23 protein-coding genes are annotated in these 25,639 nt (G+C 64.2%); 1 reads left to right on the top strand and 22 read right to left on the bottom strand.

Features of this window, described 5'->3' with window-relative positions:
- Positions 1–14: 14 nt before the first annotated feature.
- From J6524_RS32145 to J6524_RS32050, 20 genes are all read right to left on the bottom strand, one after another.
- On the bottom strand, positions 15–641 hold the full coding sequence (locus J6524_RS32145) for an FMN-dependent NADH-azoreductase (RefSeq protein WP_225677908.1): 627 nt from the start codon (positions 639–641) through the stop codon (positions 15–17).
- Between the two features lie 13 nt (positions 642–654).
- Complete coding sequence (locus tag J6524_RS32140) at positions 655–2,232, bottom strand: isochorismatase family protein (protein WP_225677907.1); 1,578 nt, start codon at positions 2,230–2,232, stop codon at positions 655–657.
- Positions 2,233–2,252: 20 nt separating this feature from the next.
- Positions 2,253–3,101: an MBL fold metallo-hydrolase gene (locus J6524_RS32135; protein WP_225677906.1), complete on the bottom strand. Its 849-nt coding sequence runs from the start codon at positions 3,099–3,101 to the stop codon at positions 2,253–2,255.
- A gap of 37 nt (positions 3,102–3,138) precedes the next feature.
- The gene (locus J6524_RS32130; RefSeq protein WP_225677905.1) at positions 3,139–4,029 is read right to left on the bottom strand and encodes an amidohydrolase family protein; all 891 of its coding nucleotides are present in this window, start codon (positions 4,027–4,029) and stop codon (positions 3,139–3,141) included.
- Entirely contained in the window at positions 4,026–5,144 is a 1,119-nt protein-coding gene (locus J6524_RS32125; RefSeq protein WP_225677904.1) for a vWA domain-containing protein, read from the bottom strand. The genes J6524_RS32130 and J6524_RS32125 overlap by 4 nt, the downstream gene beginning before the upstream one ends.
- Entirely contained in the window at positions 5,141–6,022 is an 882-nt protein-coding gene (locus J6524_RS32120) for an AAA family ATPase (protein ID WP_225677903.1), read from the bottom strand. Before J6524_RS32120 ends, J6524_RS32125 begins: the two co-directional genes overlap by 4 nt.
- 9 nt (positions 6,023–6,031) lie before the next feature.
- On the bottom strand, positions 6,032–7,054 hold the full coding sequence (locus J6524_RS32115) for a xanthine dehydrogenase family protein molybdopterin-binding subunit (RefSeq protein ID WP_225677902.1): 1,023 nt from the start codon (positions 7,052–7,054) through the stop codon (positions 6,032–6,034).
- 2 nt (positions 7,055–7,056) lie between these two features.
- Positions 7,057–8,643 carry a xanthine dehydrogenase family protein molybdopterin-binding subunit gene (locus tag J6524_RS32110; protein WP_225677901.1) on the bottom strand — a complete coding sequence of 529 codons (1,587 nt, stop codon included), beginning with the start codon at positions 8,641–8,643 and terminating at the stop codon, positions 7,057–7,059.
- 10 nt (positions 8,644–8,653) lie between these two features.
- Positions 8,654–9,133 (bottom strand): (2Fe-2S)-binding protein, encoded by a 480-nt coding sequence (locus J6524_RS32105; protein WP_225677900.1) that lies wholly within the window; start codon positions 9,131–9,133, stop codon positions 8,654–8,656.
- A gap of 6 nt (positions 9,134–9,139) precedes the next feature.
- Positions 9,140–9,958, bottom strand: coding sequence for an FAD binding domain-containing protein (locus J6524_RS32100; protein WP_225677899.1), 819 nt, complete (start codon positions 9,956–9,958; stop codon positions 9,140–9,142).
- Between the two features lie 16 nt (positions 9,959–9,974).
- Positions 9,975–10,418, bottom strand: coding sequence for an SRPBCC family protein (locus J6524_RS32095; RefSeq protein ID WP_225677898.1), 444 nt, complete (start codon positions 10,416–10,418; stop codon positions 9,975–9,977).
- A gap of 1 nt (position 10,419) precedes the next feature.
- A complete protein-coding gene (locus J6524_RS32090; RefSeq protein ID WP_225677897.1) occupies positions 10,420–10,857 on the bottom strand; it encodes an SRPBCC family protein in 438 nt (145 codons plus the stop codon).
- A gap of 9 nt (positions 10,858–10,866) precedes the next feature.
- Positions 10,867–13,767, bottom strand: a complete 2,901-nt coding sequence (locus J6524_RS32085; RefSeq protein WP_225677896.1) for a flotillin family protein — start codon at positions 13,765–13,767, stop codon at positions 10,867–10,869.
- A 24-nt stretch (positions 13,768–13,791) separates the two neighbouring features.
- Complete coding sequence (locus tag J6524_RS32080) at positions 13,792–14,625, bottom strand: phosphoenolpyruvate hydrolase family protein (protein WP_225677895.1); 834 nt, start codon at positions 14,623–14,625, stop codon at positions 13,792–13,794.
- A 2-nt stretch (positions 14,626–14,627) separates the two neighbouring features.
- Complete coding sequence (locus tag J6524_RS32075) at positions 14,628–16,865, bottom strand: ABC transporter permease (RefSeq protein WP_225677894.1); 2,238 nt, start codon at positions 16,863–16,865, stop codon at positions 14,628–14,630.
- A complete protein-coding gene (locus J6524_RS32070) occupies positions 16,858–17,640 on the bottom strand; it encodes an ABC transporter ATP-binding protein (RefSeq protein ID WP_225677893.1) in 783 nt (260 codons plus the stop codon). The genes J6524_RS32075 and J6524_RS32070 overlap by 8 nt, the downstream gene beginning before the upstream one ends.
- On the bottom strand, positions 17,633–18,715 hold the full coding sequence (locus J6524_RS32065) for a branched-chain amino acid ABC transporter permease (protein WP_225677892.1): 1,083 nt from the start codon (positions 18,713–18,715) through the stop codon (positions 17,633–17,635). The genes J6524_RS32070 and J6524_RS32065 overlap by 8 nt, the downstream gene beginning before the upstream one ends.
- 1 nt (position 18,716) lies before the next feature.
- Positions 18,717–19,727, bottom strand: a complete 1,011-nt coding sequence (locus tag J6524_RS32060) for a branched-chain amino acid ABC transporter permease (protein ID WP_225677891.1) — start codon at positions 19,725–19,727, stop codon at positions 18,717–18,719.
- A 129-nt stretch (positions 19,728–19,856) separates the two neighbouring features.
- Entirely contained in the window at positions 19,857–20,684 is an 828-nt protein-coding gene (locus J6524_RS32055) for an AraC family transcriptional regulator (protein ID WP_225677890.1), read from the bottom strand.
- A gap of 138 nt (positions 20,685–20,822) precedes the next feature.
- Positions 20,823–22,073 carry an ABC transporter substrate-binding protein gene (locus tag J6524_RS32050; protein ID WP_225677889.1) on the bottom strand — a complete coding sequence of 417 codons (1,251 nt, stop codon included), beginning with the start codon at positions 22,071–22,073 and terminating at the stop codon, positions 20,823–20,825.
- A gap of 377 nt (positions 22,074–22,450) precedes the next feature.
- On the opposite strand from J6524_RS32050, the gene J6524_RS32045 reads away from it, so the two are divergent.
- Positions 22,451–23,254 carry a DUF2066 domain-containing protein gene (locus J6524_RS32045; RefSeq protein ID WP_225677888.1) on the top strand — a complete coding sequence of 268 codons (804 nt, stop codon included), beginning with the start codon at positions 22,451–22,453 and terminating at the stop codon, positions 23,252–23,254.
- An 88-nt stretch (positions 23,255–23,342) separates the two neighbouring features.
- Here J6524_RS32045 and J6524_RS32040 read toward each other — a convergent pair whose 3' ends face one another.
- Together J6524_RS32040 and J6524_RS32035 are read right to left on the bottom strand one after the other, a co-directional pair.
- Positions 23,343–24,317, bottom strand: a complete 975-nt coding sequence (locus J6524_RS32040) for a TRAP transporter substrate-binding protein (protein WP_249789720.1) — start codon at positions 24,315–24,317, stop codon at positions 23,343–23,345.
- Positions 24,318–24,331: 14 nt separating this feature from the next.
- Positions 24,332–25,639, bottom strand: a complete 1,308-nt coding sequence (locus J6524_RS32035; protein WP_225677887.1) for a TRAP transporter large permease — start codon at positions 25,637–25,639, stop codon at positions 24,332–24,334.

Below are 25,639 nucleotides of genomic sequence, written 5' to 3'. Positions count from 1 at the left end.
CCAGCATGCCGGCGTCAGAATCTCGCAGCTATTTCGGCCAGCCGACGATGCGCGCTTTCGCGTGCGGTGCGGATCGGCTCCGCCGGTCCGGTTGTGGGTCCAATTGGCACGAAGCGGACGTTGCTGACGCCGATAAAGCGCAGCGCCTCGCGCAGATAGGGTGTTGCCATGTCGATGCGGCCGCGATTCATGCCGGTGACGAAATCACTGCCACTGGCCAAGATGACAACCGTCGGTCTGTCCTTGAACAGCGGCAGATATCCTTGCGCCGGATCGTAGCGGAACGCCAGCCCGGGCTGCGTGATCACGTCGATCCATTGCTTCAGCTTATAAGGAATGCCGAAATTCCACATCGGCGTCGAAATCAACACGCGATCGGCGAGCGCGAAACGGATCGCGATGCGCTCGGCGACGGCGAAGGCATCGCGCTGCGAATCCGTGAAGGCTCGTCCGTTGATGCGGGCATATTTTGCTTCCAGCACATAGCCTTCGAATTCCGGAAGGTGATCCTGCCACAGGTTCATCACGTCGATGTCCCAGTCCGGCCGTGCCTCGCGGAACCGCTCAATGAAGACCCGCGCGCCGGCTGAAGATTCAGAGTCCGCGCGCGGCGAGCAGCTCAGGTGAAAGAGCTTGGGCATGGCCGGGCCCTGGTCATCCCAGCCCCCTGATGACGGCATCCGCGTTGGTGACGACGGCGACGTTCTGCATCGCGAAATTGATAGAGGCGTTGTGCCAGTCGGCGTTCATGGTCGAGCAGCAGTCTTCAGGCACGATCATGAAGTAGCCTTTGTCGGCGCCAGTGCGGGCGGTGTGCTCGATCGACATGTTAGTCCAGGCGCCAGTGTTGATGATCATGTCGCGACCGGTCGCCTTCAGGATGGTTTCCAGGCGTGTGCCTTCCCAGGCGCTCATCCGCATCTTCTCGACGATGAAATCGCCGGCGCGCGGCTCGAGCCCCGGCACCGGCGCAGCGCCCCAGCTTCCGCGCACCATCGCGCCGCTGTCGACCAACCCTTCGAACAGTGGCGCATTGAGCGTGACGCCGGGCGCGCCCGGCTCGACGATGAACCAGACATGGATGATGACGACGCCGCGCGCCCGCGCCGCCTCCGCGAGGCGGCGGACATTGTCGACGACCCGCTGCTGGCGTGCATGCGCGGGCGAGCCGGAATCGGCGAATGCGCCGCCTTCCATGATGACGTCGTTCTGCAGATCCTGGATGATCATCGCGCAGCGCCGCGGATCGAGCTGCATGTCACCGGCAGCCAGTTGCGGCACGGCCGGCTGCGCGGAGCCGGTGTCCGGCCCGGTCGAAATCCGCCCACTCATATAGGGCTCGTGGCGCGGTCCCGCCTTGACCGGGATTGCATAGACCGAATGGGTTGCGGTGAGATAGAGCGTGCGAAAATCAGCGCCGCCCCAGGCGAGATTGGCGACCAGTTCGGGCACGCGCACCTTGCCGAGTAACTCGCCAGCCGGCGAATAGACCCAGACGCCGCCGGGCGCGGTGACCCAGACACTGCCGCGCTGATCGCATTTCATGCCATCGGGCAGGCCGGGCTCGAGCTCGGAACGGATGCCGCTGGCGAAGACGCGTGCATTGGAGAGCGAGCCATCGGCCTCGACATCGAAGGCACGGATCAGCGCCTGCGTGGTGTCGTTGACATAGAGCAGGCGCTCGTCGGGCGAGAAGCAGAGCCCGTTGGGCTGATCGAACAAATGGCGATCGACGACGAGTTTTGGTGGGCCGCCGCCGGGTGGAACGCGATAGACGCCCTGGAATCCGAGCTGGCGCGGCCGCTCGACGCCATAGACCGGCATGCGGCCGTACCAGGGATCGCTGAAATAGATCGCGCCGCTCGAATGCACGCAGACATCATTCGGGCTGTTGAGCTCCTGGTTCTCGAAATGCGAGGCGATGACCTCGCGCCTTCCATCGGGACGTTCGCGGATCAAGGACGAGGTGGCGTGCTCGCAGACGATCAGATTGAGCTCGGCATCATAAGTCATGCCGTTGCACTTGTTCGAGGGACGCTTGACCTCGACGACGCCGCGCCTGGCATCCCATCGCCGCCGTACGTCGGCCGGCATATCCGAAAACAGCAGGAAGTGGTGGACCGGATGCCAGATCGGCCCTTCCGTGAATTCAAAACCGGTGCCGACCTGGCCGACCGGCGCATAGGGATCGATCAGGGTTTCGAATTCCGGGCGCAGCGTGACGTGCGTCATCGGTCAGTCCTCTCAGCGCTTCAAGCCGGAAACCAATGGCGCTGCGGCAGGCTCTGAACGATCGGGCCGGGCACCTGATCGTGCAAGCGGCCGACCACCATGCCGCCTTCGATCTTGGCCGGCCGGTCGTGCACCGGGAGCAGGTAGCGCGAATTGCTCAGCAGCTTCTTGATCGCGGCCTTTTCCGCACGCTTGCTGGTGCCGTGATTGCCTGTGGTGCGCGGCTCCCAGTCATGGATTTCGTTGAAGGGATTCACGATCTGGTCGTTGAAATCGTAGATCACGTCGCCGCAGATGGTGGCGATGCCGTCGGCGGTATGAACATGGATGTTCATCGAGCCTTCGGTATGGGCGTTGGCGGCCTCGCAATAGACGCCCGGCATCAGCTCGATCGGGCCGGTCACTTCGAGATCGAGGAAACGCAGTGCGCTCTTGGTGTGCAGGCGGTCGATCAAATGCTTGATATCGGGCGCCGGATATTGCGGATGCATAAGACCGGAGACGGAATATTCCAGCTCCTTGCGGTTGAGCACGACCGTCGTGTTCATCGGAAACAGGTCGTCCTTGCCGGCGTGATCGATATGCAAGTGCGTGTGGCAGACAAAGCGGACGTCGCCCATGCGCACGCCATGGCGCGCAAGTTGGTTCTCGATCATGTTTTCATGATACTGCAGGCCGCGCATGCCCAGCGTTTCCATGATCTGGTTGGAGCGGTAGCCGGTGTCGATCACCACCGGATAAGGGCCGCCAACGATGAGGAAGCCGAGCGTCAGGACACGGCGGGTGCGGCCGCAATCGCGGCCGAGCACGAGAAAGCTCGATTCCAGTTCGATATCCCCATAGTCCAGGATCTTGATCTCAAGCGGCATCTGGTCCCTCCCATATTCTTTTCATTGGCGTGCGCCGTCATCGGTCGAGCCGGTAGACGCGTAAAGCCGTCTTTCGCAGAACGGCGTCGCGCTGATCCGCTCTTAGCGTGGCTGTCGCGGCAAGATAGGCGTCGATCAGTTCGCGATAGCTTGTCCATAGTTTTTCGATCGGAAAATTGGAGCCGAACAGGCAGCGATCGGCGCCGAAGATCGCCACGGTATCGGTAAGAATGGAGGCGATGTGCGCGGGATCGTTGCGGTGAATGAAAGTACCGAGGCCGGAAAGTTTGGAGACGATGTTCGGGCAGGCGGCGAGCCGGGTCATGCCATCGAGCCACGCCGAACGGCCTTGGGGCGAAAGGTCTTCCAGCATGCCGGCGTGTTGCAGAACGAAGGTGACATCGGGACAGGATTCGGCGAGGCTGGCGGCATCTTCCATCTGCGGCGCGAATACCTGCAGGTCGAAGCTGAAGCCATAGTCGGCGAGACAAGCGATGTTGCGCCTGATTTTTGGATCGGCGCAGAGATCAGGTCGCGCCGCAAAACGATAGAGCGGATTCTCGTGCCAGTGCAGTTGCATGCGTACGCCGCGCACAAGGGGATAGTGCGCGAGACGGTCAAGCTGCGGGCGGACGTCATCAACGTTGAAATCGGCGTAGGCGACGATGGCGTGCGGCCAGCCGTGATCCTTTGCTGTTCCCTGAACCCAGGCGGTTTCGTCCTCGAAGCGATCATTGGCCCAGTTGGTCTGCACATAGACTGAGCGCGTGACGCCGGAGCCTGCGAGGTCAGCGAGATACTCTTCGATCGGATAGTCGCGACGGATCGGCTCGTAGGGGCCGAAGATGCGTGGCTGCATCGGGCCGATCAGCCAGGGCAGGTCGGCCTGACGCCAGATATGATGATGGGCATCGACGATTTCGGTCACGCGGCTTTCCTTTGTCCGAGCGAGAGCACATGCGAAACGATCGCGGCGGCTGATCCGCCGTCAACGAGATCATCCACGAATCGGCGGATCGCGATCAGCGCTTCGGTCTGCGGCTGAAAGCCGGGCCCTGACGCCAGCGGCGTCAGCCAGCTCAGGCGCCAAGCGCGCCGGGAAAGGTTGGCGACGGCATCGCGCAAGGCAGCGGGATCGCCGCGTTCGAGGCCATCGGAGAGAATGACGACCGCGGCGCCGCGCGCATAGCCGCCGAATCGGGGCACCGCGAGGAACGCCTGTAGCGCATCGCCGATCCGTGTGCCGCCGTCCCAATCGCTGACCAGATGGGCGGCGGCCGACAGCGCCTGCTCGCGGCGCTTGAGACGGAGCGCGCGGGTGACGCGGGTGAGGCGGGTGCCGAAGGTGAACACCTCGACGTTGGGGGCTGCATGCACCACGGCGTGGGCGAGCTTCATGTTGTCGTCGGTGCGACCCTTCATCGATCCGGAAACGTCGATCAGGAGCAACACCTTGCGCGGGCGGGTGCGTCGCTTCAGCCGCCCGAGCCGCAGCACTTCGCCATCGTTGCGCACGCTCTCGCGCAAAGTGCGGCGCAGATCCGCCCACGGCCCGCGGCGCGCGCGCATGCGGCGATGGCCGCGACGTCGCGGCAACCGGGCAGGAGCCTCGCGCGAAAGCCGGCGTAGCGCATCGCTGATCGCGCCCGGTGCAAAGCGGCGCTCGACCAGCGCCTCTGCACGCGCTGCGACAAGGCCGGACTCGTTGGCTTCATCAGCCAGCAGCGTTTCGTCCTCTCCGCGGCCTTCCTCTTGCAGGCGAACGATCTCCTCGTCTTCAGCTCCGAGCTGATCGATCGCTTCGCTGCCGAGGAAATGGAGATCGAACAGCCGGTCGTAAGTCGCGCGCCGCTCGGGTGGCGGCGCAAGCGTTGCCAGCCCTGCCTGGCGGACGGTTTCAATGCTCCGCGGTCCGAGCAGCTCGATTGCCGCGAGAAATGCCGTGGTCTGTTCCGGCGCCACCGCAAAGCCGTTGGCGCGCAGCAACGCCACAAAGGACACGAAGACGCGGACCGGATGCGGCAGTTGAAGCTGGTCGCTCACGCGGCAGCCTCCGCAATCAGCGCATCGAGCCGCCCGGAGATGAAGGTGAGATCCTCCTCGTCCTTCAGCGCAACGCCAATCGATCGCTTGAAGGCATCGGGCCAGCGCGCGTCGCGTGCGTGCAGCAGCGTGGCGGCTTCGGCCCAGTCCACGGCTTCAGCGATGCCCGGCGCTTTGCTGAGCGGCTCGCGCCGCAGCTTGCCGACGGCGGCTACGACGGCGCGTGCGGTGGATTCGGCAACGCTCGATGCCCGCATCATCACGATACGCGCCTCGCGCTCGGCGGTTGGGTAATCGATCCAGTGATAGACGCAGCGGCGGCGCAGCGCCTCGTGCAGATCGCGCGTGCGGTTCGAGGTCAGCACGACGACGGGACGTTCCATCGCGCGCACCGTGCCGCGCTCCGGAATCGAAATCTGGAAGTCGGAGAGGAATTCGAGCAGGAACGCCTCGAATTCCTGGTCGGCGCGATCGATTTCGTCGATCAGCAGCACGGTGGAATCGGGCGCGCGCAGGGCGGCCAGCATCGGCCGTTCGATCAGAAAAGTCTCGCCATAGATGTCGATGCTTTCCTCGCCGGCCTGGCGGATTGCGAGCATCTGGCGCGGATAGTTCCACTCATAGAGCGCGGCTGACGCGTCGATGCCCTCATAGCATTGCAGGCGGATCAGACGGCGGCCGAGCACGGCGGCGATCGCCTTGGCGGCTTCCGTCTTGCCAACGCCCGGTGCGCCTTCTAAGAGCAGCGGCTTGCCGAGCGCCAGCGCCAGATAGGCAGCGGTGGCGAGGCCCTCATCGGCAAGGTAATACGCCGTCCGCAAGGCACGTTCGAGTGCCTCGGGGCTATCGATGCCGGCGATGTTGGAGCGGACCGTCATCGAAAGACCTCAGCGCCGCGCCTGCGGCCGCGCGCCGCCCTGCGCCTTGATCGCCCGTAGGACTTTTTCCGGGGTGATCGGCAGTTCATCCATCCGCACGCCGACGGCATTGAAGATCGCGTTGGCGACGGCAGGAAGCACCGGGTTGGCGCACATTTCGCCGGGGCCCTTGGCACCGAACGGCCCGTCGGCGGCAGGGCGTTCCAGCACCGCGATATCATGGGGGCAGATGTCGCCGGGGCCGGGCATCAGATATTCGACGAAGTCGCGTGGGCCGTGCGCCGGATTTGGATAGTAAGGCTCGGGCGTTTCAAACAACGCGTGACTGATACCCATCCACGCGCCGCCGACGAGCTGCTGCTCCACCAGCCGTGGATTGAGCGCGCGGCCGAGCTCATACGCGCTGTCCATGCGCACCATCGCGACTTCGCCGGTCTCGTCATCGACCTCAACTTCGGCGACGAGGCAGGCATGCGCGTAACAGGTAGCCGGCGACATCTCGCCGGTCTCGGGATTGACCTCGGAAAGCGGCACCAGAAAGATGCCGCGTCCCGAGATCGTCTTGCCCTGCTTGAACTGCGCGGCGATGGCGACATCCTTGGTCGAGATCGAGCGGTGCGGCGCGCCTTTGACGTGAATGTTGCCGCGCCCGTCGGTCTCTAAGTCAGCGGCGTTGACCTCCAGCTCTTCGGCGGCGGCTTCCATCATGACGCCGCGCGCCTCCCTGGCCGCCGCCATCACCGCATTGCCGACGCGGTGCGTGCCGCGCGAGGCAAACGAGCCCATGCAATGCGGCCCGGTGTCGGAGTCGGCGGTGTCGACATAGACGTCTTCGACCGGCACGCCGAGCGTCTCCGCGCAGATCTGCCGCGTCACCGACTTCATGCCCTGGCCGAGATCGATCGAGGACATCGAGACCGTGAACTTGCCGCTGGGGTTGGAATGAACCAGTGCCTGGCTGGGATCGCCGCCGAGATTCATGCCGATGGGGTAGTTGATCGAGGCGATGCCGCGTCCGCGATGTTTGGCCATGGTCAGCGCCTCCTGGTGCCGAAGACGGATGAGAAGCGGGTTGCGCCATGCGATGGCGACGGAGCCGGCGGTCGCGGAGGAGGCGGCGTCGGCGTAAGCGGTGGCGGTTGCTGAATCGTCGCTGGCTGCGCGCGATCATAGGTGGTACGCTGCTGCGACACCGCGGCGCGTTGCGCTACGGCTTCGAGCGGCGTTGCGGGTATCGCCGCGCGGCTGCCACCGCCATCCTTGCGCGAGGACATGCGCTTCATCTCCTCGCGAAGCGGCCATTTGGCTTTTTCGGCGGCGACCTGGACGCATTCGATTAGTGCGGTGTTCTTGGCCTCGCGCCGGTGTGCCTTCATGTCGCCGTCGCGATAGGCATTGAGGATGCGGAACTCCATCGGATCGATCCCGACCAGATGGGCGAGTTTGTCCATCTGGCATTCGAGCGCAAAATCCATCGCCGTGACGCCGAAGCCGCGCATGGCGGTTGCCGGCGTCCGGTTGGTGAAGACGCAATAGACGTCGCCATGGACGTTCGGAATCGTGTAGGGGCCGGGCAGGTGGGCCACGCATTTGACGACGGCGTAGCTTGAAAGCCGTGTATAGGCGCCGCTGTCGAAATAGGCTCGGATCTTGCGGGCGACGATGCGCCCGTCGCGCATCACGCCGTCCTTGATATAAATGCGTTCCGCCCCGCGCGGCGAGCCGAATTGCATCTCCTCCTCGCGCCCGAGCTGATAGCGCACCGGACGTCCGGTCAGCATCGCGCCGAGAATCGCGAGCGGCTCGGTCAGCGTATCGACCTTGCCGCCAAAACCGCCGCCGACCGTGCCGCCGATGAAATGGAAGGTGTTGGACGGGACATCGAGAATTTTGGCGCAGGTGTCGAGCGAGAAGAACAGCGCCTGCGTCGAGGTGTAGACGACGTAGCGGCCGTTGGTGTCGGGGGCCGCGATCGAGCCGTTGGTTTCGGTCGGCGCGTGCTCGATCGGCGACATCTGGTAGCGCTGTTCGAGGACATGGTCGGCCTCGGCGAAACCGCGCTCCACGTCACCAAAGCGCAGCTTCTGGTGATCGTAGACGTCGTGATAGATGAAGGTGTTCTTGGGGTAGACCTCGTTGACGACGGGCGCGCCCGGTTTGATCGCTTCCTCGACATCGAACACCGCAGGCAGCGGTTCGTAGTCGACGCGCACTTTCGCCATCGCCTCAAAAGCTTCCCGCGGGCTATCGGCGACGATGGCGACGATCGGTTCACCCTTGTAGCGCACCTTGTCGACGGCGAGCGACGGCTCGTCGTCCTTGCCGAAATTGATCAGGCTGAGCAGCGTATTGAGATTTCGTGGCACGTCGGCCCCGCGAATGATGCGCCGTACGCCGGGCGAACGTTCTGCTTCCATCGTATCAATACGGCGCAGGCGCGCATGGGCGTGTGGGCTGCGCAGCACCTTGAGATGCAGCATGCCCTGCAGCTTGTGATCGTCGAAATAGGTCGAGGTGCCCGTGACATGGCCGAGCATGTCCTGGCGCTGGGTGCCCTTTCCGATCTCCTTGAGGTTATCGTCGCGCTCGTCGGCGAAGATGTCCTTGCGCAGTTCCAGCATGGCAGTGTCCTCAGGCGCGGGCCCGTCCGCCGGAGGCGGCGGCGAGGATGGCGTTGATGATCGGCTCGTAACCGGTGCAGCGGCAGATGTTGCCCGAGATGGCTTCGACGACCTCGGCGCGGGTCGGCGAGGGGTTGCGGTCGAGCAGGGCCTTGGCCGCCATCAGCATGCCCGGCGTGCAGTAGCCGCACTGCGCCGCGAATTGCTCCATAAAGGCGCGCTGCAGCGGATGCAGGTTGGGGCCTTCCTTCAGCCCGTCGAGCGTCTCGACGCTGCGGCCGTTCACGGTTTCCGCCAGCGTCAGGCAGGAGAGATGCAGTTCGCCGTCGATCAGCACGCTGCAGGCGCCGCAGCCGCCCTGGCCGCAGCCGAACTTCGGCGTCATGTCGCCGATCAGTTCGCGGAGTGCGACTAGCAGATTGACGCCGCCATCAACGAACAGGGCAACATCACGGCCGTTGTGACGAAACTGGAGCGGGGTCTTGGTCATTGATGCTTACTCCAGGCCGGACAGCAGGCGGCGAAGATGAACGCCGACGATCTCGCGGCGATACCAGGCGCTGCCGAGCGCGTTGTCTGTGGGCGATACGCCTTCGGCAGCCACCGCGGCGGCGGCGCTGATCGCGGCGTCGTCGAGCACACGTCCTTCCAGCGCGCGTTCGGCGGCTCTTGCGCGAATCTGCGTCGCGGCCATCGAGCCGAGTGCGATGCGCGCGCCCGAGACACGGCCGCCGCTAACCGGCAGATGCGCGGCGAGCGTGATCACCGAGCCGCCCTTCGGCTTGATGCGGGCGATCTTGCGATAGCGGAAGGCATCGGCGCTTGCGGGGCGCTGGCAGGAGACGGCCAGCACCAGCGCGCCGCTCTGCCGCTCTCGGGATTGCAGGAACTCTTCGATTCCCATGTCGCGGGCGCCGAGGCCGCCCTGCACGGATACGGTCGCATCGAGCGCCAGCAGCACCACGGTGAAGTCGCCATAAGGATTGGGCGCGAACAGATTGCCGCCAACGGTGCCCATGTTGCGCACCGCGGGGCCGCCGATCGAACGTGCCGGTGCGTGCAGAAACGCAAGCTCGCGTTCTGCCAGGATTTTGGCGAAGGTGACGCCGGCCCCGATCGTGATGCGGGAACTCGATATATCGATCCGCATCAAGGCCCGGTCGGTCGCGCGTACGACGGTCGAGATCGAAACGTCGCCTTCGTTGAGGGCGCGCATCACCAGCGTTCCGCCGCCAAGATAGCGCGCGCTGCGGTCGGACGACAATGCCGACGCCGCCTCGCCGGAGCTTGCGAATGTCTTCACCGTGACGGGCATGGGGTCGCCTCCGCTTTCATGCGGCCTCCTTCAGGTGCCGGCGAATGGCGTCGAAACCGGCTTGATAGATTTGTTCGGCGACCATCTGCGTCAGCCGTTCGGCATCCGCGGGCCGCGTCGTGAACCTGGACTCCCAATGCCAGAAGGTGCGGTCGCCGTCGGTGACCGGCAGCAGGCGGACATGGGCGACATAGTTGAACATCGGGATCGGCGTATCGAGCAGGCAATAGCTGAAGGTCTGTTCGAGGTCGGACAGCGCCAGCAATTGCTCGCGCAACTCGGAGCCGTCCTGCAGCTTGAACCTGCGTACGCAGCCGATCTTGTCGGAGGCCTGCGCGCGCTCGATCGTGCTGGTCGCCACCGCCGGATGCCAGCGGTCATGGCCATTGAAATCGCGCAGCACGTTCCAGACCACGCCGGTCGGCGCGTCGAGGATCGTGCTTTTGACGATATGCGGCACGCTAGCCTCCGAAGGCGCGCTTGAGCGCGTCGAATCCGCCCTGAAACACGCCAGAGCCGATATTGTTGACGAGCTCGTTCTCGCGCTCGGGCGCGCAGTCGAACTCGGCGGTCCATTCCAGGAAAGTCTGGTCACCGTCGGTCACCGGCGTCAGCCGCAACGTCGCGACGTAGTTCTCCACCCCCATCGGCGACTCAAGAATCGAGTAGGTGCAGAACATGTCGTAGTCGGAGAGCCCGAGCAGTTTTTCGCGGATGCGGTCGCCGTTGCGCAGGCGAAAGTCGCGCACGCAGCCGATCTTGTCGGCGGGCTCGCCGCCCTCGATGCGGCTCTCCGCGATCGCCGGGTGCCAGTTCGGCAGGCCGTTGAAGTCGCGCACGCGCGCCCAAACGCGGTCGTTGCGGGCGTTGACGACGGTGGAGACGTAGACGCGGGCCATGGCGTGCTCTCACCCTTTCTTGCGTGGTCCGCGTTCGCCGCTGGGCTCGCCGGGGGCCGGAGATGGCGGCGTGTCGGGCTTGGCCGGGCCGCCGCCCTTGCGCGTGGAATCCCTGATGCCCTGCATGTCGCGCGCCTCGCGAATGAGGCCGGGCATCTTGGCGAGGCTGCCGCCCTCGACGCCGATGTCGGAAAGTATCGAGTCGATCAGCGGCGCCTGCACCCGATAACGCAGTGCCGAGTCGATCACCTCGTCCGTGGCGCTGCGGCCGCCGGCTCCGTTGCCACCGCCATTGCCATTGAGGCCGTCCACCTGAAGGATGCGGATGCCCTCGATCTTCTCCATCGGCTTGACGCTCTCGCGCACGATGCCCTCGATACGGTCGAGCAGCTTGCGGCGGAACAGCGAGTAGCGCGCCTGATCGGTGAGCACGTTCTCTGCTTCGTTGAGCAGCCGCTGCGCCTCGGCCTCGACGGCGGCGCGCACGCGCTCGGCCTCGGCGGTGATCCTTGTCTCCTCGGCTCGCTTCTCCGCCAGCAGCACCTCGATGGTCTTCTGGCGCCTCGCGATCTCACTGTCGCGGGCCGTGACGACGCGCTCGGCCGCCTCGGTCGCGCGCACCCGCGCATCCTCGGCCGCCACCTTGGCCGCGGATTCTTCCAGCGATTTCTGATAGAGCGCGATTGCCTTCTCCATCAGCGCCGTCTCGACGTCCCTTTCGCGGTTGACCTCGAGCTTGCGCAGATCGCGCTCGCGGCCGATGCGCGCCTCGTCGAGGCCGCGGTCGGAGGCAATGCGCGCCCGCTCGACTTCCTCGCGGGAGGCGATCTCGGCCTCCTGCAACGCCTGGACGCGGGCGACTTCGAGTTGCTCGATCGCACGCCGGCGAGCAAGCCGCGCGGCCTCCAGCGCTTGTTCGCGCGAGACGTCGGTGGTCTCGACTTCCTTGCGCGCGTTGATCTCGGCCTGCTTGACCTGACGATCGGCATCGATCCGTTCGGAGCGCTTGGCGGCGAGCGCGATCACGCGCTCCTCGTCGGCGATCTCGACGGCCTTCTTCTGGTCGATATTGAGCACTTCGCGAGTCCTGGAGGAGGCGATGCGCTCGGCTTCAAGGGCCAGCTCGACCTCGACACGCCGACGCTCGATCGCGTCGCGCCGCTTGAGCTCGGCGGCCTCGATGGCTTCGGTGCGCTCGATCTCGAGCCCTCTGGTTTCCTTCTCGGCCCGGATGCGCTGTGCGGCGACGACTTTCTCCTGGGCGATGCGGGCCGCTTCGATCGCTTCGCGCGAGGCGATATCGGCCTCTTCGATGGCGCGGTTGCGCGCGATTTCGAGCGAGCGGACGCGCTCTTCCTGCGCGATGCGGGAGGCTTCCGTTGCCTCGCGCGCGGCGATGCCCGCGACTTCCAGCGCCTGGTTACGATCGATTTCGAGCTTGCGCGTGGCGTGCTCGGCGCTGATGCGCTCGGCGGCCAGCGTCCGTTCGCGGGCGATCCGCGCCGCTTCCACGGCCTTCTGGGCCTCGATCTCCGCTTCCTGGATGGTGCGAACCTGCGCGATCTCCAGCGCGCGGGTGCGCTCGTCGGAGGCGATGCGTTCGACATTGACGATCGTGGTCTGGGCGATGCGGGCCTTTTCGGTCGCCTCGCGTGCCGCGATTTCTGCCTCCTCGACTGCACGCGTCCGTTCGATCTCGCGACGGCGGGTTTCCTCCTCGTTGGCAATCCGCGCGTCCGTGATGACGCGATCCTGCTGGATGCGTGCCTTCTCGACCGCTTCACGCGCCAAGATCTCGGCTTCCTCGACCGATCGTGTGCGCTCGATATCGCGCTGCCGCACTTCGCGCTCGGAGGCGATGCGGGCGGTATCGACCGCGCGCTGATTGGCGATCTTGGCCTTCTCGATCTCCTCGCGCGCCAGCAATTCCTTTTCCTCCACCGCACGCGTCCGCTCGATCTCGCGGTGCCGCGTCTCGCGCTCGGAAGCGATGCGGGCTTCGGCGATGGCAAGCTCGTTGGCGATCCTCGCCTTCTCGATGGCTTCGCGGGCGGCGATCTGCGCCTGTTCGGCCTCGGTCTCGCGCAATGCGCGTTCGCGCGCCACCTCGGTGCGCTGCAGCGCCCGGCGCATCTCAATGTCGCGTTCCTGTTCGAGGCGAGCAGTCTCGCTCTCGCGCTCGATCTCGAGCGCCTGGCGCTCGGCATCGAGATTGCGGGTGCGGATCTTGATCATCGAATCCTGTTCGATGTCGTTGCGCAGCTTGCGCTTGGCCTCGATGTCCTCCATCAGCCGGGTCAGGCCCTCGGCGTCGAACCGGTTCGATGGATTGAAATATTCGAGGTCAGTCTGGTCGAGATCGGTGATGGCGACGGATTCGAGCTCAAGCCCGTTCTGGGCCAGCGCCTCGGCGGCGGCGGCCTTGACGCGGGCGACATATTCGCCGCGTTGCTCGTGCATCTGCTCCATGGTCATTTCGGCGGCCACTGACCGTATCGCGGAGACGAACTTGCCGGAGAGCAGGGCGTGTAGCTGCCCCGGTTCGAGCGTGCGCCGTCCGAGGGTGGCGGCGGCGATCGCAACAGCCTCGCGGGTCGGCTGCACGCGCACGTAAAAATCGGCCTCGATGTCGACGCGCATGCGGTCTCGGGTGATGACGGCGTCATGCTGCGACCGCACGATCCCCATCGGCAGCACGTTCATGTTGACGGGCGTGTAGTCGTGGATGAACGGCAGCACGAAGGCGCCGCCGTTGATCACGACACGCTCGCCCAAGAGACCGGTGCGGACGAAGGACACTTCCTTCGACGAACGGTGGTAGAGCCAGTTCACGATGTAGACGACGATGGCGATCACGACGACCGCGACAATCAGCCAGAGAATCAATTCGCCAACCAGAGTCCCCGACATCTTCTCCTCCCTTTGGTCTCGGCGTTATCGCGCGCCGATCGCCTTGAATTTGCGAACCTGTTCGGTCAGCGCCCGCTCCACCGGCAGGCGCTCCATCGAGGAGGCGCCATAGAAGCCGTGGCACTTGCGCGTGTGCTTCATGATGAAATCGGCATCGTCTGGCTCGGCGATCGGACCGCCATGGGCCAGCACGAGGATGTCCGGATTGACGCTGAGCGCCGCCGATGCCCAGGTATCGATCTGTTCCGGACAGTCTTCGAGCTTGGGCGCAGTATGCGCGCCGATCGCGCCGCCGGTGGTCAGGCCGAGATGGCAGACGATGATATCTGCGCCGGCGATTGCCATAGCGGTTGCCTGGCTTTCGCTGAACACATAGGGCGTCGTCAGCATGTCCTTCTCATGCGCCTTGGCGATCATGTCGATCTCCAGCGCATAGGACATGCCGGTTTCTTCGAGATTGGCGCGGAAGATGCCGTCGATCAGCCCGACAGTCGGGAAGTTCTGCACGCCCGCAAAGCCCAGCGCTTTCAGTTCGTCCAGGAAGCGGTCCATGTCGCGGAATGGATCGGTGCCGTTGACGCCGGCGAGCACCGGCGTCTTCGTGACGACTGGCAGCACTTCGCCGGCCATCTCCACCACGATCGCATTGGCATCGCCATAGGGCATCAGGCCGGCGAGGGAGCCGCGGCCGGCCATGCGGTAGCGGCCGGAATTGTAGATCACGATCAGGTCGACACCGCCGGCCTCCTCGCATTTGGCGGATAGGCCCGTGCCGGCGCCGCCGCCGACGATCGGCTCGCCCCTGGCGACCATATTGCGGAACTTTTTCAGAATCGCCGAGCGTTCGAATTTCGCCATGGTCACCTCGCAACTCTCCGACGGGTCCCCGGGCGTCCGACCAGGGGACGGAGCGCGGCGACGATGGCGGATGCAAATTCGGGATCGTTGATGTGGCGCTTGATGCGGATGAGCTGGCGGTTGCCGGTCTGGCGCACGCTGCGTTCCAGCGCGGTGAACAGCGCCGCGTCGGCTTCCGGATCCCAGAACGGCTGCCCCGGCGCATCGAGCGCGGAAACGCCGCCTTCCGGCAGGAAGAAGCGCACCGGTCCGTCCATCCGGTTGAGCTTGTCGCCGATCCAGCGCCCGATGCGGTCGTTCTCCTCCGGCGTGGTGCGCATCAAGGTCACCTGCGGATTGTGAACGTGGAATTTGCGCTGGCGGTAGCGCTCGGGGATGGTGTCCGGCGCGCCGAAATTGACCATGTCGAGCGCGCCGACCGAGCCGATGAAGGGCACGCGGCTGCGGATGACGGCGCCAAAGCGATCATCAGTGGCGGGGAATACGCCGCCCATCAGAAAGTCGCAGACTTCTGTCGTCGTGAGGTCGATCACGGCAGCGAGCATTCCGGAGTCGACCAGCTTTTCCATCGAGCGGCCGCCGACGCCGGTGGCATGGAAGACGAGACATTCGAAATCGTTGCGCAGGTCGGCCGCGATCTTCTGCACGGCGGGCGTCGTCACGCCGAACATGGTGATGCCGACCGCGGGCAATCCGGCCGGGGCGCTACGCTCGGCCGCGCTTTGATTTTCGAGACGCGCCTTCACCATGCCGGCGATGGCGTTGGCGCCATTGGCGAGCACGGCGCGCGAGATCGAGTTGAGGCCCTGCACGTCCGTCACCGAATACATCATCGTGATATCGGCAGGCCCGACATAGGGGCCGACATCGCCTGACGCGACCGAGGAGATGATGAGCTTCGGCACGCCGACGGGCAGGGCACGCATGGCGGGTGCGACCAGCGAGGCGCCGCCGGAACCACCCGCCGAAATGATCCCTGCGACATTGCCCTGACGTCGCAGCCAGTTCGCGAAGGCATCCGCCATCGCCGTCACCGATGCGCCGCGGTCGGAGCTGAACACGCTCGATCCGCCGCGCCCGTGGTTGAGCGCGATTTCCTGGGCGGAGACGTCGCAGGTGGAAAGCTTGCCGCTGGTGGAGACGTCGACGAGGCGCGTCCGCAAGCCGTGTCCGGCGATTACGTCGCGAATGAAGCGCAGCTCCTCCGCCTTGGTGTCGAGCGTGCCGACGACGAGAACGACTGGCGGTCCGGATGTGCTGTGCAGGAGAGTGCCGGGCTGGCGCCTTTGCCGGGCAGCGTCTTCGATGCGCGTCACGCCTGCCGAAAGCGTGCGCGCGGCGGCCTCGATGCGGGCAATCGGCGCCGGCTGCGACCAGCGCGTCGGCAGCGTCGGATTAGAGACATAGATCCGGACAGGCGCCGTGCCCGGGGCGCGGGGCGGCGCGGGACGTGCCTTGGCCTCGGCGCTCGCATCGGCAGGTTCGATATCCGTTTCCGGCTCGGCGTGGACGCCAACGACTCCAACACCCAGCAGACGTTGTTGCAATTCCCGGTCGGCGGCGAGGCGTGCGGAATCGATGATGCGGTTGACGCGGCCATTGACCATGATCGCGACGTTCTTCGAGATCGCGGTGGCAACGCCGATATTCTGCTCGATCACGAGCACGGACATGTCGCCGTCTTCGCCGAGGCTTACGAGCATTTCCTCGACCTGGGCGACGATGACAGGCGCAAGCCCTTCGGTCGGCTCGTCCATGATGAGCAGATGCGGATTGGTCAGAAGCGCGCGCGAGATCGCCAGCATTTGCTGTTCGCCGCCCGAGAGCTGGCCTCCGCCATGGTCCTTGCGTTCGGCAAGGCGGGGAAACGTCTCGTAGATGCGATCGATGGTCCAGGGGCCGCGGCGCATTCCGGCGGCCAAGCGCAAATGCTCGTCGACACTGAGCGAGCGCCAGAGACGGCGCCCCTGCGGAACATAGCCGACGCCGGCTTGCGCGATCCGTGCCGGGCTAAGGCGGGTGATGTCCTCGCCTCGTACCCGAACCGAACCGCCACTTGCCCGCAACAGGCCCATGATGGTCTTGCACAGCGTGGTCTTGCCCATGCCGTTGCGGCCGACCACCGAGAACACGCCTGAATCGAGGGTCAGATCGACGCCCTGCAGCGCATGGGAATGGCCGTAATAGACGTCGAGACCCCTCACTTCGAGGGCCGGAGCGGAGCGGCGGATATCACTCATGGCCGGCCCCCAGATAGAGTTCCTGCACCTCGGGGTCGGCTTCGATCTCGTGCGGCAGGCCTTCCTTGAAGACGCGGCCGTTGTGCATCATGGTGACGCTTTCGACGACGCGCAGCGCGACATCCATATCGTGCTCGATGATGATGTAGCCGATGTGGGCGGGCAGCGAGGTCAGGATTTCGATCAGCTCGCGCCGCTCGGTGGGGGAGAGGCCCGCGGCCGGTTCGTCGAACAGAATGAAACGCGGCGCGCCGGCAAGCGCGAGTGCGATCTCGAGCTGCCGTTGCTGGCCATGTGCGAGCTCGGCGACCCGCTGCTCCTTGACAGCCGTCAGATGCACGGCCTGGATCAGCGTTTCGGCCGCGCTCATGAGGGCGTCGTTCGTACCCGGGCGCAAGAAAGAATACCTTCCACGGGAGACGCCGCGGCAGGCGAGATAGACATTGTCCCGCACCGTGAGGCCGGGAAACAGCGCCGAAATCTGGTAGGTGCGGCGCAGGCCGCGCCTGATCCGTTCATAGGGCGGAAAGTGGGTAATGTCCTCGCCGAAGAAGCGGATAGTGCCTGAGGATGGCGGAAAGTCACCGGTCACGCAATTGAACAGCGTGGTCTTGCCGGCGCCGTTGGAGCCGAGCACGGCGCGGCGTTCCCCCGGACGAACGGTGATGGTGACGTCGGTGAGCGCCGCGAGCGCGCCAAACAGCCGCGTCACGCCGCGCAGCTCCAGCGCGGCGCCTGCCCCGACGGCTGAAAAGCGTGGCGCGGCGCTATCCATGGCCATGGCCTCCGACCGCGCGCTTGTCTGGAGTGGTGGCGCGGCGTCGCCAGCGCTCCCACAGCCCGATCACGCCATCCGACGACCAGAACACGATCGCGAGGAATCCGAGCCCGATCAGAAGGCGGAAGCGATTGCCGTCGAGCCCCAACTTGACCAGGAGATCGAGCGCGAAGGTGCGCAGGATGACGAAGATGAAGGCGCCGATGTAAGGCCCAATGGGACGGGTGATACCGCCGACGACAGCAATGATCAGGATATCGATGCAGGCGCCGACGCTGACCGAACCCGGCGAGATCTGCCGATAGTTCCAGACCTGCAGGACGCCGCCGAGCGCGGCGATAAAGGATGCGAAGGCGTAGGCTGCAACGCGGTGCGCATTGACGTTGAAGCCGAGCGCCGCCATGCGGCGCGGATTGTCGCGCACGCCCTGCAGCGCGAGGCCGAACGGGGCGCGCGAGACATATTGAACGGCGAAATAGCAAAACGCGGCGACGCCCAGCGTGACGTAATAATAGGGGACGTCGGCGCGCCAATCGACGCCCCAGAATTTCGGCGTGGCGATGGTGTTGATGCCGGTGTGGCCGCCGAAGATCGCCCAGTTCTGATTGGTGAAATAGTAGAAGGCCGCGCCGATCGCGAGCGTGATCATGATGGTGTAGATGCCTTCGGTGCGCACCGCGAGTGTGCCGCCGAGCGTGCCGAAGATGGTCGCGAGCACCAGCGCCATCGGCGTTGCGAGCCACCACGGCCAACCGAGGCTGATATTGGTGTTGGCGCTCATCCCGAACACCGCAACCATGTAAGCGGCAAAGCCGGCGATGGTGAGCTGCATCAGGCTCACCATGCCGCCGTAGCCCGCAAGGAACATCAGGCTGAGCGCGATGGTCCCAAGGATCAATGTCGTGGCAAAGATCTCGATCAGGAAGAAGCCGCTAGCGATGAACGGCATGATCAGGAGAATCACTGCCACCAGCCAGACCGCCGGCTTGTTGAATTCAGGCCATGCCAATAGCGTCGCGCGCGGCGCTGCGGCGGGCTGGGTGGTCTCAGGGGCGCTCTGGACAAGGGACATGTCAGCGCCTCGCTAGAAGGCCTTGCGGCCGCAGCGCCAGCACCAGCACCATGATGAGGAAGGTCACCACGATCGCATAGGTCGGGATGTAGACGGAGCCGAGCTGCTCGGCGAGGCCGATGATAACGGCTCCCAGCGCCGCACCTGGAATCGATCCCATGCCGCCGACGATGACGACGACGAGAGAAGCGAGCAGAAAGCGGGTGTCTTCGCCAGGGGAAAGCGACTGAAAGGTTCCGCCGACGACGCCCGCGATGCCGGCAAGTCCGGCGCCGAGCGCGAATACGGCTACGAAGACGAGTTGGATCGGCACGCCGGTCGCGGCGAGCATGTCGCGATCATCGACGCCGGCCCGTACCATCATCCCGACGCGGGTGCGGTTGAGCGCCAGCCACATCACGATGCCGATGACGACGGCGGCGACGAAGATCACGAGCCGCACCAGCGGATAGCGCAGATAGACCGCTTCACCCGACGATTTGACCGCGGTGACCAGCGGCAATTCGATCGGACCGACCAGCCAACTCGGGGTCTGGATCTGATAGAAATCGCCGCCGAAGGCCCACAGCATCAGGTCCGCAAATACGATCGACAGCCCGATCGTGACCATGGTCTGGCGCAAATCCTCGCCCTCCATGCGGCGAAAGACGATGATTTGCAGGGCGATACCGACCAGCGCTACCGCGATGAACGCGATGATGAAGCCGAGGATCCAGGAGCCGGTCCAGGCGCTGATGGCGTAGCCGATATAGCCGCCGAACAGATAGAGGGAGCCATGCGCGAGGTTGACGTTGCGCATTAGGCCGAAGATCAGGGTGAAGCCGCTGGCCACCAGGAAGTAGAGGCTGCCGAGCGTGATGCCGTTGAGGACGGCGTTGAGAAACACCCGCTTCCTGCCGATCGCCTCTTCGAGGCCGGGCGGCCAGACAGCGAGGATCAGCCACAACAATAGCGCGACCGCGACGAGCGCGATCAGCGCCCAAGCCGGATGGCGTTCGATAAACCTTGTCACGGCAATAGCCCGGCCGTCGCCATACCGTCCTCCCAGACGCCGCGGCCGTTTCGGCTCGCGTTTTAGGGCATCCTAACGGCGCCGCGGGCCTTGCACTTGATTGTCAGTATCTTTTCGCGCCAGGCGCGCTTACGGCCGCAAGACTTTGGCGGCGCGGCGGTATTCCGTCGGCGCCATCCCGACATTGGCGGCGAAGAAACGGGTGAAACCGCTCTGGGAGGAGAAGCCGAGATCGAAGCCGATATCGGCGATCGGCACGTCGGTCGCAACCAGCGCGTCCAATGCCTGTTCCATGATGAGTGTGTTGAGATAGAGGTTCGGCGTGACACCGGTCTGGGTGCGGAACAGGCGGTAGAAATGCGGACGCGACAGGCCGGCCTCCCGTGCGATCGAATCCAGTTCGATCTCCGCGCCAGGACTTTCGGACATCAGCTTGATCGATTTGCGGACACGAAAGTCGGTGATCGCGGTGGGGTTGCGCATTTCCTGCACCGGCTCGGATCTCTGCCAGCTTTCCTCATAGCAACCGTCGATCAACTGCCTGAGTTCACAATCGAGGCTGCTCAGCGAAGGTGCGCCGCACACAAGCGCCGCGGTCCGCCGGATATGCCTGTCGAGCGGAACCGTGCGCTTGAAGCAGGTGCGGCCGAACCGCAGGCTGTGGGCCCGCGCTGCATCGGGAGCGAACCATTCGGCGTTGACGTAAAGGACGAAGAAGATCGCTCCGTTCTCGACGTCAGTCGGCACAAAGTTGTGTGGTTCCCAGGGGTTGATGGCAACAATGGAATCTTCTGCAAGCAGCCACCGCTCGTCGCATACATCAATGCGGGCTGGGGTTCCACCGACATGGAAAATCAGATGCCCTTCGCGATGCGCATGCATGTTGAAGGGGCGGTTCAACTGATAGACCGTCGCGCGACCGAACCGGCCGTGGAAGACGGCGAGAGCCTTGCTCATGCCTTCCCTCCCGCGGGATGTTCTTGTCTTTTCAATGAGCGTTCAACATCCGTCGCGAGAATGCAAGGGTGGATCACATCCTGCCCGGTCGTGCCCGGGCCCCGGCATGACCGGGGCCCGTTCGCAGATGCGAAGAACTCAGTACTTCTTGCACTCCGGAACCGTCCGGCTCGGCAGGCCGATCTTGGAGAACACCGCCGGGTCATAGCCTAGGGTCTGGTTCACGTTCGGGATGACCTTCACGACCTTGCTGAACAGCGCGCCCTTGCCGTCATCGACCACTTCGGTGACGAAATTGGTTCCGATCGCCTGACGGTTGGAGTCGAGCTTGATCTTGCCGTTGGGCGCGTCGAGCTCGAGCTTGGCGAGGGCTTCCTTGAGTTTTGCCTGATTGTTGCTGAGATCGCCGTTGACCTGACGCAGCGCGAGGATCAGCGCACTCGTCGAGTTGTAGTAGTTGGTGGCGAGCAGCGATGGGCTCGGGAACCGCTTGTTTGGCGGGAAGGCGTCCTGATAGGCCTTCACGAACTTCTGCCAGCCTGGATCCTCCCAGGTATCGGCCTGGCCGCTCGCCGCGATGGTGCCGAGCAGCGCATTCTTGGCGCTACCCTTGGCGGAGAGGATGGTCTGGTCGACCATGATCGAGCCGCCCATGAGGTGGGCCTTGCCGCCGGCCTGTTGATACTGGTTCAGGAAGTTGACGGCATCGGCGCCGCCAAGGCCGAGATAGATCGCGTCGACATCGTCAGGCAGGGCGGCAATGACGGACGCAAAGTCCTTCGTGCCGAGCGGCACCCATTGCCGATTGGTGACCTGTCCACCGGCGCCGCAGAACTCCAGCACTAGTCCGAACACCTGGGTGTAGATGAACGAATAGTCTTCGCCTACCGTCGCGATCTTCCGATAACCTTTGGTTTCGTAAGCGTATTTGCCGAGGCCGACCTGCCACTGGGCGCCGTCCATGTTGTAGCGGAAGAAATTCGGCGCCGGGTCGACATATGTCGTTTCCTGCGCGCCGGAAGCGGCGTTCACAAAGGTCAGTTCCGGACGCGTCTTGGCAAAATTCTTGACCGCGATGCCTTCGTCACCGGACAAAGGTGAAAGCAGGATCTGGACCTTGTCCTGTTCGATCAGCTTGCGGACGGCGCGAACAGCGGAGTCGGGCGTGGCATCCGTGGAGGCGACGATGAATTCGATTTCCTTGTCGCCGACCTTCTTGCCGAGCGTATTGATCGCGGTCTGGTGGCCGCGGATTCCATCTTCGCCGAGCACCGTATAGGTGCCTTCGAGCGTCGCGGTGACGCCGACCCTGATTTTCTCTTGAGCTATGGCAGCGCCGGAAAGCAACAGGGTGCTCAGCGCGACCAATCCCGCACAGCTTCTCAACATCGAACCCCTCCCTTGTATCGCCAGCTCTTCTGTCGCTGGATTTGTATCGTCAGGCCTTGATTGCGAGGTCGCTTCAAAATCGCATGCGGTCGATTCCGGTTGCGCAAGTGCATCCGGAAATGCATTCGGGACCGCCGGAACGAAAGCTAGCCGATCACTGGGGCGGCGCGTGCAGCTTGGCCGGCCGCAACTTGACCGGTAGTCTCATTTTGCATGTTGCGCCGCGAAGGGGCGGTCTTGGAAAAAACGAATGAATGTTCGAAGAAGAGCACCTTGAAGCAGTGTCGCGGAGGTCGATTGTGGTTGATCTGCATGTGACGGGATGCCGGCCTGTCTCGATATGCCCTGACGCAGGCCGCGCGATCGTTAGGATATTTGTGGCAGCCGTGCTGACCCTGTGCGGTGGTACCATGGCCGCCGCGGGCGGTGATCTCTATCGTACCAAGGTCACCGTGACCGGTCAGGGCGAGGCGAACCGCATGGCTGGCTTTGCCGCCTGCCTCGAAGACGTCCTCATCAAAGCATCCGGTGCACAGAAGCTCGCCGGTGACCGTCGGTTGGGCGCCTATAAGTCGAATGCAAAGAGCTTTGTCACGGCATTCAGCTATCGCGATCAATTTGCGGGCAAGCCGATCCGTGACGAGCAGGGCACCCGCGACCGGCCCTATGACCTAACTGTCGATTTCGAGCAAAGCAAGATCGACGATATTCTCAAGAAACTCGACCTCAAGCCCTGGCTCTCGCACCGTCCGGTGCTTGCGGTGTTTGTCGCGATGGAGCAGGGCCCAAGGAAGTACATGGTGACGACAGATGGAACCCAGTCTGACCTGCAACGTGACGCGTTGCTCGCTGCGGCTGACAAGCGCGGCATGCACATCGTGCTGCCCGGCGAGGCGGCGCTAGCGAAATCGAACATCACTGGTGAGACGCTCGGGGCGACGCCGTCGTCCACGCTTGCACCTGTCGCAGCCGAGCAGAATGCGGAGGCGGTTCTGACCGGTCGACTGGTCTGGGACGACCGGCAGCTTGGCTGGGCCACGCAGTGGCAGATGGATTGGGCCGGCCGGACCCATCGCTGGCAGCTTCGCGGCGTGACATTTGATGAGGCCTTCAGGCGCGGCATCGGCGGCGCGGCCCAGGTCCTGTCAGGCAACGGCGACTTGTCAGGCAACGGCAAATAGCGCTGCCGGAAGTTCGCTAGCCAACGTTCTCACCAAAAGAATAGGCCCGGCAAACGAATGCCGGGCCTGCAGAACGGTAGCGATCGTTCTACTTCTTGTAAGCGGCAATCACGGCTTCACCATCGGAGCCGGCTTTCTTGAGCCAATCGGCCGTGAGCTGCTCACCGATCTTCTCGAGGCCGGACTTCAGCGCGGGAGGTGGCGGCAGCACCTTCATCTTGTTGGCCTGAAGCTGTTCGAGATACCACTTCGCCTTTTCTTCGGCGAGCTTCCAGCCGCGCTCTTCGGCGACCGCTGCCGCCTTGAGGATCGCCTCCTGGGTCGGCTTATCAAGGGCATCAAAAGCCGCCTTATTCACGAAGGTCACGTTCTTCGGAATCCAGGCCTGCGCGTCATAGAAATGCGTCATGGTCTCCCAGGCCTTGCTGTCATAGCCGGTGGAGCCCGAGGTCATGAACGCGTTCACGACGCCAGTCGCCAGCGCCTGCGGCAGCTCCGCCGCCTGGATGGTGACCGGCTGCGCGCCGACGAGCTCGGCGATGCGCGAGGTACCGACATTATAGGCGCGCCATTTCAGGCCCTTCATGTCTTCGATGGTGTTGAGATCTTTCTTGGCATAGATGCCCTGCGGACCCCACGGCACTGCGAACAGGAGCAGGAGACCTTGCGAAGCGAGTTTTTTCTCGATGGCGGGCTTCGAAGCGAGCCACAGTTTTTTAGCCGCCGGATAGCTTGTCGACAGGAACGGGATGACGTCGATGCCGAACATCGGATCTTCGTTCTCGTGCAGCGAGATCAGGACTTCGCCTGCCTGCGCCTGACCGGTTGCGACCGCGCGCTTGATTTCCGGCGCCTTGAACAGGGATGCCGCGGGATGCACGGTGATCTGCAGCTTGCCGCCGGTGGCGTCCGCAACGTCCTTGGCAAACGCGATCAGATTGACCGAATGCGGATTGTCCGCGGGATAGGCCGCCGGAAGATTCCATTTCGTCTGCGCCATTGCGGGTAGGGCGAAAGCCGCGACGCAGGCGGCCATCGCGAATGTCTTTATGAGCCTGAACATGATGACACCTCTTTCTAGCCAGGGAACGCAATCCGCGGCAGCATCATCACGATATCAGGAAAAACCGTGATGATGGCAACCGCGAGAACGAGCAAAAAGAAGAACGGCAGGGCCGCCTTGGCGACCGTGTTGGAATCCTTGCCGCTCATGGTCTGCAGAACGAACAGGTTGAAGCCGACGGGCGGCGAGACCTCGGCCATCTCCACCACCAGCACGAGGAAAATGCCGAACCAGACGAGATCGAAGCCGGCCTGCTTCACCATCGGAATGACGATGGCGGTGGTCAGCACAATCATGGAAATGCCATCGAGCGCCGTGCCAAGCACGACGTACATGACGGTCAGGGCGGCAATCAGCGCGTAGGGACTGAGCTGGAGGCTGTTCACCCAGCTCGCGAGCGCCATCGGGATGCCGGTATAGGCCATCGACGTCCCCATGTAGGAAGCGCCTGCCAGGATCAGGAGGATCATGCAATTGACCCTTGTCGCACCCATCACGCTCGCCCAGAAGGACTCCCAGGTCAGCGCGCCTTGCCACCACGCGATCGCAAGCGATCCCAATACACCCCACGCCGCGCATTCGGTCGCCGTCGCCCAGCCCATCAGGAGCGACAGGAACACGAAGATGATCAGCAGCAGGCAGGGAATGAGATTGAGCGATTCAGAGATGCGCTGGCGCAAGCTCATTGGCGGCTCGGCCGGCGGCGTGCGCTTCGGATTGGCGAGCGACCAGATCGCGATGTAGCCGGAATAGAGCACCATCACCAACACGCCCGGCAGAAATCCGGCGAGGAAGACCTGAATGATCGAGACGTTCGCCTGCACGGCGTAGACCACCATGGTGATCGACGGCGGGATGAGAATCCCGAGCGTGCCCGCACCGGCCAAGGACCCAAGGCTCAGATCTTCGTCATAGCCGCGCTTCTTCAATTCCGGCAGCGCGATCTTGGCGACGGTGGCGCAAGTTGCGGCGGAGGAGCCCGACACCGAACCAAACACGCCGCAGGCCAGCACGTTGACATGCATGAGCCGGCCCGGCAGCCAGTTCAGCCAGGGCGCAAAGCCGCGAAACATTTCCTCCGACAGGCGCGTGCGGAACAGAATCTCGCCCATCCAGATGAAGAGCGGCAATGCTGCAAGCGACCAGGATGCGCTGTTGCCCCAAACTGTTGTCGCCAGCACGCTGCCCGCGGGAATACCGCCGCCGGCGAATTGCATGCCGGCCCAACCGGTCGCCATCAAGGCGACGGCGATCCAGACGCCGGCGCCGAGCAGCAGCGCGAGAAATCCAAGCAGGATGGCGGCGGTGGAAAGAAGCTCCAT

This window comes from Bradyrhizobium hereditatis, from assembly GCF_020329435.1.
Lineage (GTDB): Bacteria > Pseudomonadota > Alphaproteobacteria > Rhizobiales > Xanthobacteraceae > Bradyrhizobium > Bradyrhizobium hereditatis.
Note: the sequence above shows the minus strand (reverse complement) of the source record. Positions and strands in the feature narration are given on the sequence as shown.